The organism is Paenalcaligenes hominis (genome assembly GCF_041359055.1).
Taxonomy (GTDB): Bacteria; Pseudomonadota; Gammaproteobacteria; order Burkholderiales; family Burkholderiaceae_B; genus Paenalcaligenes; species Paenalcaligenes hominis_A.
This window is the reverse complement of the sequence record NZ_JBGJKZ010000004.1, coordinates 36,544-51,485: the sequence shown is the minus strand read 5'-3', so window position 1 is coordinate 51,485 and position 14,942 is coordinate 36,544. Positions and strand designations below refer to the sequence as shown.

Here is a 14,942-nt window from a genome sequence, read left to right as displayed (position 1 = left end):
GATTCATGCTTATACGCCGCCTCTACAGGCGGCCATTAGGGTCATATTTATTAGAATAAGTCGTTATAGAGAGAGTCGAATGCCGAGTAACACAGTTGAACAGTTCGCCAAAGAGCTAAAAACACCCGCTGAAACGTTGTTAGAGCAACTGCGTAGTGCAGGGGTTCAGGTAAAATCGGTAAACGATGTCATCACTGCAGCAGATAAGGCTAAATTGATGGAGTCGGTTCGGGGCGATAAAATTACCCTAACGCGCCGTAAAACATCTGAGATACGCCAAGCCGACGGCTCGGGGCGCTCGCGCACTATCCCTGTGGAAACACGTAAACGACGTGTTTTTGTAAAACGTGATACTACTGAGTTATTGGCAGAGGCTGAAAAAGCACAGGAGCAGGCTGTAATAGCTGCAAGCACAGCAAAAGCATCGACTCAGTCCAACGAAGAAGCGGTCAAGGCTCCTCAGCCAGCCGCTGATGTGTCGGCTCCAGTAGCCCCCAAAAAAGATGCTCCTAAAGCAGAGACTACAACTCAAGTAGCTCCAAAGGAAACCGCTCCTAAAGCGGAATCCCCAGTTATACCATCACCCGCCGCGCCTCAGGCCGAGCAGGGTGCCGCACCAACCGAGCAGTCTGTGACGCCTTCCGCTCCCGCTTCAAAGCCAGAGCCTACGCCAGAAGTAAAACAGACTCCAGTTAACAAACAGCCTGATTCTGTGGAAAAGGCTGATGAGGTAAAGCCTGCCGTGGCAGAACAGACGAAGAAACAGGATAACGTGGTCGAAGATAAAAAATCCTCCCCCAAAAAATCAAGCCCTGCGCGCAACGATCAACCTAAAGGTCGTGGTGCAGCATCTAACAAACCTCGCCCAGCAACCAAGACCGTGGCTCCGGCAGCAGATCGTCACCCGATTTCTGATGCCTCTACGGACCCAGCCGCTGAGCGTGAGCGCGAGCGTGCACGACGCGCTGCAGCGGAAGAAGCCGCAGCCATCAGTGAAATGCTAAATCGTCCACGCAAGGTTCTGCGTGCTGCTGAACCCGAAAAAGAAACTAAAAAAGCGACGAAAACAAGCAGTAAAAAAGAAAATAAGGCTTCAGAGGTTAAAAAAGTTGCTAAGCCAGCCAAGGCGGCAGATAGTGCATGGACGGATAATCGTCGTAAAACATCCAAAGCCGATGTAGCTGCTGCGGCAGCTGGAAAAGAGTCTTGGCGTGCATCTTCCCGTGGTGGTCGTCGCGGTCGTCGTGGTCGCGAAGACGAGCAGCGTCAACAGCAGCCTCAACAGCCCGAGTTCATCTCTCGTGAAATTGCGGTGCCTGAAACCATTACCGTGGCTGATCTGGCGCATAAAATGTCCATCAAGGCCACAGAGGTTATTAAACATCTGATGAAACTAGGTCAGATGGTCACAATTAACCAGGTGCTTGACCAAGAAACCGCAATGATTTTGGTCGAGGAAATGGGGCATAAAGCCGTGTTGGCTAAGCTGGACGATCCCGAGTCCTTCCTCGAGGACGTATTTATTGGTGAAGTCGAAGAAGAGGGTCGTGCTCCAGTTGTGACAGTGATGGGTCACGTTGACCATGGTAAAACCTCTTTGCTTGACCACATTCGTCGCGCCAAGATTGCGGCTGGTGAAGCCGGTGGTATTACTCAACATATCGGTGCTTACAACGTTAAAACTGGCCGTGGTACGATTACTTTCTTAGATACTCCCGGTCACGAGGCGTTTACTGCTATGCGTGCGCGCGGTACTAAGTCTACCGACGTAGTGATTTTGGTGGTGGCCTCTGATGATGGTGTGATGCCTCAAACTCGTGAAGCGATTCATCATGCACGCGCTGCTGGTGTGCCGCTTGTGGTTGCCATCACAAAAATTGACAAGCCCGAAGGAAACCCCGAGCGTGTTAAACAAGAGCTCGTAGCCGAAGAGGTGATTCCCGAGGAATACGGTGGTGATGTACCTTTTGTGCCGGTTTCAGCGCGCACAGGTGAAGGTATTGACGAGCTACTTGAAAACGTATTGCTGCAGGCAGAGATGCTAGAGCTAACTGCACCAGTTAATACACCCGCACGTGGTACGGTTATCGAGGCTCGTCTAGATCGTGGTCGCGGACCTGTAGCCACTATATTGGTTCAAAGTGGTACGTTGCATCGTGGTGATACCGTGCTTGTAGGGGCCAGTTTTGGTCGCGTTCGTGCCATGACAAACGAAACAGGGAAAAACTTAGCTGAAGCGGGCCCATCTATTCCGGTTGAAATCCAAGGTCTTACCGAGGTTCCTGCCGCTGGTGACGAACTCATTGCTATGGCTGACGAACGTAAAGCTCGCGAAATTGCATTGTTCCGTCAAGGTAAATTCCGTGATGTAAAACTAGCCCGTCAACAAGCCGCTCGTCTTGAGTCCTTGTTTGAAAATGCTGGTGAAGAAGCCAAAGTGCTGTCTCTCATCATTAAAACTGATGTCCAAGGTTCCCAAGAAGCCCTGGTCAGCTCTTTATTGAAGCTAGCTACCGACGAGGTCAAGGTTCAAGTTGTGCATGCAGCAGTGGGTGGTATCTCTGAAAGTGATGTCAACTTGGCTATTGCTTCTAATGCCGTTATTTTGGGCTTTAATGTTCGCGCCGAAGCCACTGCTCGTAAACAAGCCGAGCTCAATGGTATTGACATTCGTTACTACAACGTAATTTACGATGCGGTTGATGAGGTTAAAGCCGCTCTGTCTGGCATGTTAACTCCCGAGGAGCGCGAGGAAGTTATCGGTATGGTTGAAATCCGCGAGGTCTACCATATTTCTCGCATCGGCAAGGTGGCTGGTTGTATGGTTACCGAAGGTATGGTTAAACGTGATTCACAAGTCCGCTTGTTGCGTGACAACGTGGTCATTTGGACAGGCCATCTCGACTCCTTACGTCGCTTTAAAGACGATGTGCGTGAAGTACGTCAGGGCTTTGATTGCGGTATTACTTTACGTGGTAACAACGATCTCGAAGTGGGCGACCAGCTCGAAATCTTTGAAATTAAAGAAATTGCCCGTACTTTATAATTTTTATGGCAAGACATAAATCCAAACCAGCAAGCGGGCGTAACGTCCGCTTAGCCGACCAGATCCAAAAGGATCTGGCCGAGCTTATCCAGCGTGAAATTGATATGTCTAAAGCAGGTCTTATCACCTTAACAGGGGTAGACCTGTCGGCTGACTATGCTCACGCCAAAGTTCACTTTACCGTTTTGGGCGCAGAGCCTGAAACAGCAACAGAGATTCTTAACACCAAAGCAGGTTGGTTGCATTCACAGCTTTATAAAATGCTGCATATACACACTGTACCGACTTTGCGTTTCTTCTATGATGATCACGTAGTGCGCGGTATGGAGATGAGCAAGCTCATCGAGGAAGCAAACCGCCCATTTAACGCTGCGGATCTCAAGCCTGACGACGACCCCGACGATCGCTCCTGATCGGCTGCCGTCAATTAACTGTAGGAATTATAATCATGGCAAGCCGACGACGTGGACGCTTGTTGGACGGCGTGTTGCTGTTAGATAAGCCCGAAGGTCTATCCAGTAATCACGCTTTGCAACGCGCTCGTCGAGCAATGGACGCGCGCAAAGCCGGTCATACCGGCACTTTAGACCCGTTTGCAACAGGCTTATTGGTATGTTGTTTTGGGAAGGCTACTAAAATTTCGGGGTTGTTACTCGATGCAGATAAAGCCTACGAAGCCACCATCCAATTAGGAACTGAAACTGATTCAGGTGATCTAACTGGCACAGTGGTGGCAACGGCAGACAATTTTTCAGGTGTAACACCAGAGCAAGTGGATGCCGTTTTGCCTCAGTTTCGTGGCCCTATCCAACAAATACCACCTATGTTCTCTGCGCTGAAGCGCGATGGCAAACCGTTATACGAGTACGCTCGTCAAGGGATAGAGCTTGAGCGCCCACCACGTGATGTGGTGATTCATCAGTTAGAACTGATTTCATTTATGCCCACCGAATTACGCGTTTTTGTGCATTGCAGCAAAGGCACGTATATTCGTACATTAGCCCAAGATATTGGTCGTGCTTTAGGTTGTTATGCGCATTTAACCGCATTGCGGCGCACGCAAGTTGGGCCTTTTTCCATAGAGACTTCGATTGAACTCGAGGCCTTACAAAACCAGTCCGAGCCGGAAACTACGCTGATTGCTTTAGCCGATTTACCGGATGGATTACAGCTAGACAATCTCAAGAAGGATGCACTATGACTCGCGCCTTGCGCAATGTGGCAATTATTGCCCACGTTGACCATGGTAAAACAACCTTGGTTGACCAATTACTTAAACAATCCGGTACTTTCCGTAGTAATGAGCACGTGTCCGATCGTGTGATGGACTCGGGTGATATTGAAAAAGAACGTGGTATCACAATTTTGGCTAAAAACTGTGCGGCTGAATTTGAAGGCACGCATATCAACATTATTGACACTCCCGGTCACGCTGACTTTGGTGGTGAGGTAGAGCGCGTTCTTTCTATGGTGGATGGCGTGTTACTGTTAGTGGATGCGGTCGAAGGGCCAATGCCACAGACACGTTTTGTAACACGTAAAGCCTTAGAGTTAGGCTTAAAGCCTATTGTGGTCGTCAACAAAATCGACCGTGGTGGTGCACGTCCTGACTTTGCAGTGAATGAGACTTTTGACTTATTTGATAAGCTAGGCGCTACAGACGAGCAATTGGATTTCCCTATTATTTATGCTTCTGGTTTATCCGGATTTGCTGGGGATAATCCCGATATTCGTGAAGGCGATATGCGTCCCTTGTTCCAAGCCATTTTGGACCACGTACCTCAACGTGAAGACGATCCTGATGGCCCGTTGCAATTGCAAATCTGCTCTTTGGATTACAACTCATATGTAGGTAAGATCGGTGTAGGTCGAGTCAATCGCGGTCGTGTTCGTGCTGGTCAAGAGGTAGTAGTTAAGTTTGGCCCCGAGGGTGAGAGCATAAAAGGTCGAGTCAATCAGGTACAGACCTTTAAAGGTTTAGATCGTCAACAAGTGGCAGAAGCACAAGCAGGCGATATTGTTCTTATTAACGGTATCGAAGAAATTGGTATTGGCTGCACCTTAACAGACCCTCATCATGTTGAGGCTTTGCCTTTGTTACGTATTGATGAGCCAACCTTAACCATGAATTTTATGGTGAACTCCTCACCTCTAGCAGGTCGTGAAGGCAAGTTCGTTACAAGCCGTCAAATTCGTGATCGCTTAGATCTAGAGTTGAAGTCAAACGTAGCGTTACGTGTTAATGATACCGGCGATGACACCACCTTCGAGGTATGTGGTCGTGGCGAGTTGCACCTAACTATTCTTATTGAGAATATGCGTCGTGAAGGCTATGAGCTAGCGGTGTCACGTCCTCGAGTGTTAATTCGTGAAGAAAATGGGGTTAAGTTAGAGCCTTACGAATTATTGACGGTTGATATCGAGGATAATCATCAGGGCGGCATCATGGAAGAGTTAGGTCGTCGTCGTGGTGAGCTACTGGATATGCAGCCCGATGGCAATGGCCGTACTCGTCTTGAGTACCGTATTCCAGCGCGTGGTTTGATCGGTTTCCAAGGCGAGTTCATGACTCTGACTCGTGGTACAGGCCTGATGAGCCACATTTATGATGAATACCGTCCTTTACGTGAGGGTGCTGTGGGTGAGCGTCGTAATGGGGTGTTAATCAGTCAAGACGATGGTGAAGCCGTTGCGTATGCGTTGTGGAAACTCCAAGAACGTGGCCGTATGTTTGTAAGCCCTAATGATCCCGTTTACGAGGGGATGATTATTGGTATTCATAGCCGTGACAACGATTTGGTTGTAAACCCTATTCGTGAGAAAAAACTCACTAATGTGCGCGCTTCTGGCAAGGACGAGCACATTGATTTGGTGCCACCAATTCGTTTAACCTTAGAGTACGCGGTTGACTTTATTGATGACGATGAGTTGGTTGAGGTAACACCTAAATCGATTCGTTTACGTAAACGCTACCTTAAAGAGCACGAGCGTCGTAAGCACGCTCGCGATGATTACTAATCATTAGCGTTATGCGTAAAAAACCCCGCTTTTAAAAGCGGGGTTTTTTTATCGGTATTGCTATCAACAATAAAAAGATTATTTTAAATTACCCGATAAAAACTGCTGTAAGCGAGGGCTGGTTGGATTATCTAGCAACTCTTTAGGTGTGCCTTGTTCTTCGATCACCCCTTGGTGTAGGAAAATAAGCTCATTGCTGACATTGCGTGCAAACCCCATCTCGTGTGTAACCACCAACATGGTGCGGCCTTCTTCGGCTAACTGTTGCATGACTCGTAGTACGTCCCCGACTAATTCGGGGTCTAGCGCTGAGGTGGGTTCATCAAACAACATGACCTCGGGCTCCATAGCTAGAGCGCGAGCAATTGCTACCCGTTGTTGTTGACCGCCCGACATATGAGCGGGGTACTGCTTAAATGTAGTGGGAGCTAGGCCGACCTTATTTAAATAGTGTTCTGCGCGTTCTTGGGCTTCAGCACGACTTAGTTTAAGTACCTGAGTGGGTGCTTCCATCACATTAGCAAGCACGTTCATATGTCCCCACAGGTTAAAGTGCTGAAACACCATCGCCAAGCGGGTACGCATTTTGCGTAAGGTGTTGAGGTTGGAAATTTTGACCTGACCTTTGTGATGGATGGCTTCAACATGGTCATTATCTAGCTGCACTTTGCCTTGATCGGGTAGTTCAAGAAAGTTAATGCAGCGTAAAAAAGTGCTTTTGCCTGAACCGCTAGAGCCAATAATGGAAATCACGTCGCCAGCTGCTGCAGCTAGGGAAACACCTTTTAGCACCTGATGCGCGCCATAGCTTTTATGAATGTTTTGTACTGAGAGCTTGGGTGTAGTCATAGTGATTAGTGGGCTGTAGTGGGCTGTAACGGTGCCAGTAGGCGTTTTTCTAACAGACGGAAAATACCCACAAATAAAAAAGAAACGCTGAGATAGATCAGTGCAGCAATACCATACGAAGCAAAGGTTTCGTAGGTGGCAGAGTTCGCATCACGTGCTATTTTTAAAATGTCTGGCACTGTAGCGGTAAAGGCTAAAGAGGTGGCATGCAGCATTAAAATGATTTCATTGCTGTAGCCTGGTAAAGCGCGACGTAAGGCCGATGGCAAAATAATACGGCGATAAATAATACTTTTTTTCATGCCATAAGCCCGTGCCGCCTCGATGTCACCCGCGGGCGTTTGTCGGATGGCCCCGGCAAAAATTTCAGTTGTATAGGCAACATTGTTTAAAACTAAGGCTAAAACCATGCAGTTAAAGCCACTTTGAAAAAAAGCATTCAATGCAGGGGTTTGCTTTATGATTTCAAGGCTGTACATACCTGTATAAATAAATAGTATTTGTACATACAGCGGCGTGCCCCTAAACACATAGGTAAAAAACCAAATGGGCTTGGCGATATAAGCGCGTTTTGAATTGCGTCCTATAGCCATAAAAATAGATAATACAAAGCCAATGGCTAGGGATAGGGCTAACAGCCAAAGGGTAATAGCAAGTCCAGAGAGCTGGCCGTTATTGCTATAGAGGTAGGCTTGCCAAAATTCTTCTAAAACGGTGTTCATAGCTCAGCTCGTTTTACGCCTACAGAATAACGTTTTTCTAATAGGTACAGGACGGCATTGGATACGGTGGTTAAGGCCAAATAAATTAAAGCCGTAACACTAATGAAGAGAAAGACTTTAAAGGTTACGTTACCCGCATTTTGTGCCACTTTGACGAGGTCGTTCAGGCCAATTAAAGAAACTAAGGCAGTGGCTTTAAGTAAGACTTGCCAATTATTGCCTAGACCAGGAATTGCATGGCGCATCATTTGTGGAAACTGAATACGGCTAAAAACCTGCCAGCGTGAGAAGCCATAGGCAACAGCAGCCTCGGCTTGACCTGCAGGAATAGCCATAAAAGCGCCACGAAAAGTTTCTGTAAAATAAGCGCCATAAATAAACCCTAAGGTGAGCACGCCCGCAGAAAAAGGCTCTATGTCGATATAAGGCAAATGAAGCGCATCGGTAAATGCATTGAGATAGAGCTGCATACTAAAGAAAATAAGCAGCAATAGCACTAAATCAGGAATGCCGCGTATAAGCGTAGTGTAAAGTGCAGCCACAAACCGCGCTACTCGGTTTTTAGAGAGTTTGGCGCTGGCCGCAATTAGCCCTAATAGTACTGCCACAATCAAGGACAGGATGGCTAATTTAATGGTTTCCCAAGTGCCCGCTACTAGTTGCGGACCGTAACCCATTAATAACATGAGAGTGAAGGATAAAGACTAAATCAATCACAAAACCCGTCTTAAATGCGGGTTTTGTGGGCAAATCCGTTAATTATACGGGGCTTAATGGCCAGATGGTAGCTCAATTGTCTGAGGCTGAAAGTATTTTTCGCTAAATTGCTGGATGGTACCGTCTGCAAGCATGGCCTTGATGGCCTCGTCTACGGCAGCTTTAAGCTCTTTGTTGCCTTTGCGTAAGCCTATGGCAATGGGTTCGTTAAGAATAGGACTATTATTGATAACAGCACCGGTAAGGTGATAGTTAGCGCCTTCGGGTTTGCTGAGAAAGCCATCTACAGCATTGGGGGCCTCTTGGAATGAGGCGTCAATACGTCCTGCCGCTAAATCAGTAAATGCGTTGGTGTAGCTAGGATAAGTGATGACTTCTACGCCTTTTGGGGCCCATTCTTTGCGGGCATAGGTCTCCATGGTGGTGCCTTGTTGTACACCTACACGTAAACCTTTTAATGACTCGGCGGTAGGCTCGAGGTTTTTATCTTTAGAGGCTACGAGACGTGATGCCACAATGTATAAAGGAGTAGTGAAATCAATGACTTTACGGCGTGCATCGGTGGCTGTCATGGTTGAGTTGGCAAGATCAAACTTGCGTGCCTGAAGACCAGGGATAAGGCTGTCAAAGGACTGGTCAACCCAAACGCACTTGGCCTCTAGGCGCTTACAGATTTCATTACCAATATCGATATTAAAACCTTGAATTTCCCCATTTGGAGCAATGAACTCGAAAGGAGGGTAGCCGGCTTCAGTAGCAATGCGAATTTCTTTGAAATCAGCGGCTTGGGCAGCAGCGGATACGGTAAACAATGCAGTAAGGGCTAAACGTATTAAATTCTTTTTCATCTTTAATCCTTGTCATAAGGCATTTCTTGTGGAAGTGCCGGTGCTTCCTCGGGTTTAGAGGCAAAGCCTGAGCAGCAGCTTTGAATAATCTGCATGACTTCGTCAAGATCGTCTGTTAGGGTGATTAAGTTTACGTCATTTGGCGCGATGTACGCATGACTAATTAGTTGGTCTTTGATCCAGTCGACCAGACCGCTCCAAAAGCGAGTACCTACGAGTACAATAGGTGCAGGTGGGTTTTTGTGGGTTTGGACTAGGGTTAGGGCTTCGAACAGCTCGTCTAGGGTGCCAAAACCACCAGGTAGGGCCACATAGGCTGCGCTATGCATAAAAAAAGTAGCTTTGCGCGAATAGAAATACTCAAACTGTAAACTATGTGTTTGATATGGGTTATTCGTGGTTTCACGAGGTAGTCGAATATTCAAGCCCACACTTTTGCCACCAGCCTCGTAGGCTCCTTTGTTTGCGGCTTCCATAATACCTGGCCCACCACCAGCAATAACAGGAAAGCCTGCCTTGGCGAGCTTTTGGCCTAATTGCTCCGCCAACGCATAGTGTTGATGGTCTGTTTTAGTGCGAGCACTACCAAATACACTTACACCCCAGCCAATTTCCTGTAGAGTATCAGCAGCAGTTTGTAGCTCATTGCTGATCACAGGTATTTGTATAGCTGCCGGTAAACGAACGATTTTATTATTAGACATGAAAAAAACCTTGTTGCTAGTTGATGGATCCAGTTATTTGTATCGTGCTTATTATGCTATGTTTCGTAGTAATTTAACGAATGCACGCGGTGAACCTACTGGAGCCATGTACGGTGTCATCAATATGTTGCGTAAACTTTTACAAGATATTGATGCTGATTATATGGCTTGTGTGTTTGATGCAAAAGGGAGCACGTTCAGAGATGATCTGTTTGCGGACTACAAAGCCCAGCGTGAATCCATGCCTGAGGACCTAGCACAACAGGTCAAGCCATTGCACGAAATCATTCAGGCAATGGGTTGGCCCTTGCTTTGTGTGCCTGGGGTTGAGGCGGACGACATAATAGGCACTCTAGCACATCAAGCCACAGAGCATGGCTTACACACTATTATTTCCACGGGCGATAAAGACTTAGCACAACTGGTCAATGCGCAAGTTGAGCTGATTGACACCATGAAAGAGGAACGACTGAATGAGGCGGGTGTTGTAGAGAAATACGGAGTACGACCCGATCAAGTCATTGATTACTTAATGTTGATGGGGGACACCTCAGACAATATTCCTGGTGTACCTAAAGTAGGGCCTAAAACTGCGCAAAAATGGATTCAGCAGTATGAGACTTTAGATAATTTAATTGCACATGCGCATGAGATCAAAGGGGTTGTGGGGAATAACCTGCGCGAGTTTATTCCGCAGTTCGAATTAACACGCCAGTTAGTTACCATTCGCGTTAATTGCGATCTGCCACCTGAAGCCTGCGAAATCGATCACCTGCTACCTAAAGCACCCGATAAGGCCAAGCTAGAACATTATTACAATGAATACGGATTCAGAACTTGGTTACGTGAGCTGACAGGAAATGAAGAGCAGTTACCGCGCCAAGACCGTAGCAAATCACCCGTTTCGGATGAAAAAGCAGAGGCTCCTCAGTTAGCGGTACCTACTTTGCCTAGCATTGAGCACCCAGAGTACGAAACCGTAACTCGCCCCGAGCAATTGCAGCAATGGCTTGAGCGCATAGAAAATGCTGAGCTAGTCGCTTTGGATACTGAGACCACCTCTTTAGACCCAATGCAGGCACGCTTAGTTGGCTTATCGTTATCTGTAAAGATGGGGCAAGCTTGTTATATTCCTTTAGCGCATACAGGCATGGAGCAAAGCAAGCAGTTGGACAAAGCCGCTACCCTAGAGACGCTGCGCTCTTGGTTTGAGTCCACGCAAGCAACCAAAGTATTGCAAAATGCAAAATACGATAGCCATGTGCTGGCTAACGAGGGTATTCGGCTGCAGGGTATTGCTCATGACACGATGTTGCAAGCGTATGTGTTAGAGGCTCATCAGCGCGTGAGCATGGAAGAACTGATGCAGCGCTGGTTGGGTATTCAAGGCACCTCTTATGAAAGCATTTGCGGCAAAGGGGCAAAGCAAATTGGTTTTGCGGAGCTCGATATCCCCACGGCGGCTCATTATGCGGCTGAGGACGCTGATATGACCTTACGTTTGCATCACGTACTCTACCCTCAGATTCAAGCCCAATCAGGTCTGCTGCGTATTTACGATTTAGAAATCCAAACGTCCGCTGTGTTAATGCAAGTAGAACGAAACGGTGTGGCTATTGATAGTGCGTTGTTGCAACAGCAAAGCCAAGACTTAGGCCAGCGTTTGGTCGACTTAGAGCAACAGGCTTATGAGCTGGCTGGGCAGCCTTTTAATATGAACTCCCCTAAACAAGTGGGGGAAATCTTATTTGATAAGCTGGCTCTACCCGTCAAGCGTAAAACCGCCAGTGGTGCTCCTTCTACGAGCGAGGATGTTTTACAAGAATTAGCACTAGACTACCCGTTGCCTAAATTAATGTTGGAATACCGGGGTATTGCCAAGCTTAAATCCACCTACACCGACAAACTGCCTAAGATGGTCGATGCCACAACAGGGCGGGTGCATACGCGTTATGCGCAGGCGGCCGTAATTACAGGTCGATTGGCTTCTTCTGATCCAAATTTGCAAAATATTCCTATTCGTACACCCGAAGGGCGTCAGGTGCGTGATGCTTTTGTGTCCTCATTAGGCAAGGTGGTGTCCGCAGACTATTCGCAAATTGAATTGCGCATCATGGCTCACGTCTCAGGAGATAAAAACCTCCAGCGTGTGTTCGAGGAAGGGGGCGATGTACACCGAGCGACGGCAGCAGAAATTTTTCATATCGAACCAGCAGCCGTCAGCGCCGAGCAGCGCAATGCGGCTAAAGCCATTAACTTTGGGCTGATCTACGGTATGGGGCAATATGGTTTGGCTAAAAACTTAGGCATTAGTAATGCGGCGGCAAAGTCCTACATTGACCGGTACTTTGCACGTTATCCAGGTGTGGCTCAATACATGGAAGCCATTAAAGAGCAAGCAAAGCAGCAAGGCTATGTAGAAACCGTTTTTGGTCGTCGGTTGTATTTTCCCGATATTAACGCCAAAGGGCCTCGGGCTGCTGGCGCTCAGCGGGCTGCCATCAATGCCCCTATGCAGGGTACGGCAGCAGATTTAATTAAAATGGCTATGGTCAATGTGCAGCGTTGGCTCTCCGAGCAGAACATGCGCACCTTAATGGTAATGCAGGTGCATGATGAATTAGTCTTTGATGTGCCTGAAGACGAGGTATCCGCATTGGTTGAGGCTTTGCCTAAATTGATGTGCGACGTTGCGCAGCTAGATGTGCCATTAATAGCCGAGGTAGGGGTGGGCGCTAATTGGGGGCAAGCCCATTAAATGCCAACTCCTTGATCTAGGTGTAACTTTTACACGAGGAGACAGTGTTATGCATAAGTGGGTTTGGTTAGCCAGTGGTGTCATAGCATCATGCAGTACCGTGCTCTGGGCGCAAGACTTCAATGCACGCGCGCCGCATGGGGCCGAGCAACAGCCGGCATTTGCGCAGCAAACGCGGGCTCCTCTAATTCAAGATCAAACGCAGTTGCTAACCCAGGTGGTAGCTGAGGGCTTAGAGCACCCTTGGGGCATGACTCAATTACCCGACGGCAGATGGTTGGTAACCGAGCGCCCTGGCCGACTACGTTTAATTACAGCGTCAGGGCAAGTATCAGAGCCTATTCAGGGCTTGCCTGAGGTAGATGCTCGTGGTCAAGGTGGGTTACTTGATGTGGTGGTTAAGCCCGATTTCACAAAAACGCGGCAGCTGTGGTGGAGCTATGCCGAGCCACGTGGCTCAGGTAAAAATGCGACAGCCGTAGCCACTGGCTACTTGTCGGCAGATGAGCGTACAGTGCAAGAGGTACGTGTTATTTTCCAACAACAGCCTGCTTGGGATTCCACATTACACTTTGGCTCGCGGTTGGTGTTCGATGCACAGGGTAAATTATTTGTGACTACCGGCGAGCGCTCTGTCCGTTCTGCACGTGGGTTGGCCCAAGATCTTACTACGCATTTGGGCAAGGTATTGCATATAGACCCCCAAGGTGGTGCATCGACGAAAGCCCCTATAGCGCCGCAGGCTTTACCCGAGATCTGGTCCTATGGGCATCGCAACATTCAGGCAGCAGCCTTAGATCAAGCAGGGCAGCTTTGGACTATAGAGCATGGGCCGCGTGGTGGTGATGAGCTTAACCAACCACAGCGAGGCTTAAATTACGGCTGGCCTATTATCAGCTATGGTACTGAGTACACGGGGTTTGACGTGGGCAAAGGCTTAACAGCTCAAGAGGGAATGGAGCAGCCTGTGTATTATTGGGATCCTGTTATTGCTCCTTCAGGGATGAGCTTTTACGAGCACGATCTTTTTACGGGCTGGCGTCATAGTTTGTTAGTAGGGGCTTTAGCTGGACAGGCCTTGGTTCGGTTAACCATAGAGAACGGTCGTGTGGTTGGCGAGGCGCGCTATTTACAAGGTTGGGCGCGTATACGTGATGTGGCTGTAGCGGAAGATGGTTCGGTGATGGTGCTAACAGATGCGAAAAACGGGGCACTAGTACGCTTACGCCCCGACGATAGACAGCTTGATCAAAAACCCTAAAACGTAAATTGACCCCAAAAGGCTGGAGAAACCTCCGGCTTTTTTGGGGTCAATTTAATTAAAAAATTAGTGTTGCAGAGCGCGAATGCGATCCTCAATGGGTGGATGTGATGCAAACAAGGCACCTAAAGAGCGTCCGCCGGCAATACCTGAGGCCTCGAACGATTTGGGCAGGTCGGAGACTTCTACATTACCAAGTCGAGCTAGTGCATTAATCATTGGGCGAGGCGAGCCCATGAGCTGTGCAGCACCAGCATCGGCTCTGAACTCACGCTGTCTAGAGAACCAAGCCACAATAATTGAAGCCAAAACGCCAAAGACGATTTCACAAACAATAACCGTTACGTAGTAACCGGGGCCAATGCCATCGCGGTCATTTTTTAGTAAGACTCGGTCTACGAAGTAGCCCACTACACGTGCAAAAAATATGACGAAGGTATTGACTACGCCTTGGATCAGCGTCAGGGTGATCATGTCGCCGTTGGCTACGTGGGCGACTTCATGGCCTAAAACCGCAGCAACTTCTTCTTGGGTCATGCTTTGTAAAAGGCCGGTGGAAACAGCGACTAACGCATCGTTTTTAAAAGCACCCGTGGCAAAAGCATTGGGCTCACCTTCATAAATGGCGACCTCGGGGTGCCCAATACCTGCGTTATCGGCCAGTTGGTGCACAGTACTGACTAACCAGGCTTCTTGTTGATTGCGCGGGTTGTGTGGGTCAATGACATAAGCACCTGTACTGCGCTTGGCCATCCATTTGCTCATAAGCAAAGAAATAATGGAGCCCGTAAAACCTACAACCAAAGAAAATATCAGCAGCTGCGGCACATTGATACCAGAGCCTGCAAGAAAACGATTGGCACCTAATAGGTTAAGAATAATGCTAAGAACCAGCATTACTGCTAAGTTGGTGGCTAAAAATAAAAAAATTCGCTTCATGCGTATACATCCTATTGCTAGATGAAAGTGTCAAGCAAAAAAGTCAGAGTGTCCGACTGTTGGTTGTTAGAATGATCCAA

The 14,942-nt window shown here is 48.0% G+C and carries 12 protein-coding genes; 6 read left to right on the top strand and 6 right to left on the bottom strand.

Translation table 11 applies throughout. The features are described from left to right. The first annotated feature begins 79 nt into the window (after positions 1–79). From infB to typA, 4 genes are read left to right on the top strand one after another with little or no spacing between them, the layout of a single operon-like run. Positions 80–3,046 (top strand): translation initiation factor IF-2, encoded by a 2,967-nt coding sequence (infB, locus tag ACBP46_RS10115; protein ID WP_371016621.1) that lies wholly within the window; start codon positions 80–82, stop codon positions 3,044–3,046. Between the two features lie 5 nt (positions 3,047–3,051). Then, positions 3,052–3,459, top strand: coding sequence for a 30S ribosome-binding factor RbfA (gene rbfA / locus ACBP46_RS10110; protein ID WP_371016620.1), 408 nt, complete (start codon positions 3,052–3,054; stop codon positions 3,457–3,459). A gap of 35 nt (positions 3,460–3,494) precedes the next feature. Next, positions 3,495–4,247 (top strand): tRNA pseudouridine(55) synthase TruB, encoded by a 753-nt coding sequence (gene truB / locus ACBP46_RS10105; protein ID WP_371016619.1) that lies wholly within the window; start codon positions 3,495–3,497, stop codon positions 4,245–4,247. Continuing rightward, positions 4,244–6,064: a translational GTPase TypA gene (gene typA, locus ACBP46_RS10100; protein ID WP_371016618.1), complete on the top strand. Its 1,821-nt coding sequence runs from the start codon at positions 4,244–4,246 to the stop codon at positions 6,062–6,064. The genes truB and typA overlap by 4 nt, the downstream gene beginning before the upstream one ends. Positions 6,065–6,142: 78 nt before the next feature. Here typA and ACBP46_RS10095 read toward each other — a convergent pair whose 3' ends face one another. From ACBP46_RS10095 to ACBP46_RS10075, 5 genes are all read right to left on the bottom strand, one after another. Next, positions 6,143–6,913: an ABC transporter ATP-binding protein gene (locus ACBP46_RS10095; RefSeq protein ID WP_371016617.1), complete on the bottom strand. Its 771-nt coding sequence runs from the start codon at positions 6,911–6,913 to the stop codon at positions 6,143–6,145. A 5-nt stretch (positions 6,914–6,918) separates the two neighbouring features. Then, the gene (hisM, locus tag ACBP46_RS10090) at positions 6,919–7,635 is read right to left on the bottom strand and encodes a histidine ABC transporter permease HisM (protein ID WP_371016616.1); all 717 of its coding nucleotides are present in this window, start codon (positions 7,633–7,635) and stop codon (positions 6,919–6,921) included. After that, a complete protein-coding gene (locus ACBP46_RS10085) occupies positions 7,632–8,321 on the bottom strand; it encodes an ABC transporter permease (RefSeq protein WP_371016615.1) in 690 nt (229 codons plus the stop codon). The genes hisM and ACBP46_RS10085 overlap by 4 nt, the downstream gene beginning before the upstream one ends. 84 nt (positions 8,322–8,405) lie before the next feature. Next, positions 8,406–9,200 (bottom strand): lysine/arginine/ornithine ABC transporter substrate-binding protein, encoded by a 795-nt coding sequence (locus ACBP46_RS10080; RefSeq protein ID WP_371016614.1) that lies wholly within the window; start codon positions 9,198–9,200, stop codon positions 8,406–8,408. Positions 9,201–9,202: 2 nt separating this feature from the next. Further along, positions 9,203–9,904, bottom strand: coding sequence for a TIGR00730 family Rossman fold protein (locus ACBP46_RS10075; protein ID WP_371016613.1), 702 nt, complete (start codon positions 9,902–9,904; stop codon positions 9,203–9,205). On the opposite strand from ACBP46_RS10075, the gene polA reads away from it, so the two are divergent. Together polA and ACBP46_RS10065 are read left to right on the top strand one after the other, a co-directional pair. Then, positions 9,903–12,662, top strand: coding sequence for a DNA polymerase I (gene polA / locus ACBP46_RS10070; protein WP_371016612.1), 2,760 nt, complete (start codon positions 9,903–9,905; stop codon positions 12,660–12,662). The two genes, ACBP46_RS10075 and polA, sit on opposite strands and share 2 nt — an antisense overlap. A 49-nt stretch (positions 12,663–12,711) precedes the next feature. Then, entirely contained in the window at positions 12,712–13,923 is a 1,212-nt protein-coding gene (locus ACBP46_RS10065; protein WP_371016611.1) for a PQQ-dependent sugar dehydrogenase, read from the top strand. Positions 13,924–13,989: 66 nt separating this feature from the next. Here ACBP46_RS10065 and htpX read toward each other — a convergent pair whose 3' ends face one another. Next, a complete protein-coding gene (gene htpX, locus ACBP46_RS10060) occupies positions 13,990–14,862 on the bottom strand; it encodes a protease HtpX (protein WP_371016610.1) in 873 nt (290 codons plus the stop codon). Positions 14,863–14,942: the final 80 nt, after the last annotated feature.

Excerpts from the sequence above, each read along its gene's own strand:
- ACBP46_RS10065 (WP_371016611.1), top strand. The coding sequence starts at position 12,712 with ATGCATAAGTGGGTTTGGTTAGCCAGTGGTGTCATAGCATCATGCAGT.
- typA (WP_371016618.1), top strand. The coding sequence starts at position 4,244 with ATGACTCGCGCCTTGCGCAATGTGGCAATTATTGCCCACGTTGACCAT.
- hisM (WP_371016616.1), bottom strand. The coding sequence starts at position 7,635 with ATGAACACCGTTTTAGAAGAATTTTGGCAAGCCTACCTCTATAGCAAT.
- rbfA (WP_371016620.1), top strand. The coding sequence starts at position 3,052 with ATGGCAAGACATAAATCCAAACCAGCAAGCGGGCGTAACGTCCGCTTA.
- ACBP46_RS10085 (WP_371016615.1), bottom strand. The coding sequence starts at position 8,321 with ATGTTATTAATGGGTTACGGTCCGCAACTAGTAGCGGGCACTTGGGAA.
- infB (WP_371016621.1), top strand. The coding sequence starts at position 80 with ATGCCGAGTAACACAGTTGAACAGTTCGCCAAAGAGCTAAAAACACCC.
- htpX (WP_371016610.1), bottom strand. The coding sequence starts at position 14,862 with ATGAAGCGAATTTTTTTATTTTTAGCCACCAACTTAGCAGTAATGCTG.
- ACBP46_RS10095 (WP_371016617.1), bottom strand. The coding sequence starts at position 6,913 with ATGACTACACCCAAGCTCTCAGTACAAAACATTCATAAAAGCTATGGC.
- polA (WP_371016612.1), top strand. The coding sequence starts at position 9,903 with ATGAAAAAAACCTTGTTGCTAGTTGATGGATCCAGTTATTTGTATCGT.
- ACBP46_RS10080 (WP_371016614.1), bottom strand. The coding sequence starts at position 9,200 with ATGAAAAAGAATTTAATACGTTTAGCCCTTACTGCATTGTTTACCGTA.
- ACBP46_RS10075 (WP_371016613.1), bottom strand. The coding sequence starts at position 9,904 with ATGTCTAATAATAAAATCGTTCGTTTACCGGCAGCTATACAAATACCT.
- truB (WP_371016619.1), top strand. The coding sequence starts at position 3,495 with ATGGCAAGCCGACGACGTGGACGCTTGTTGGACGGCGTGTTGCTGTTA.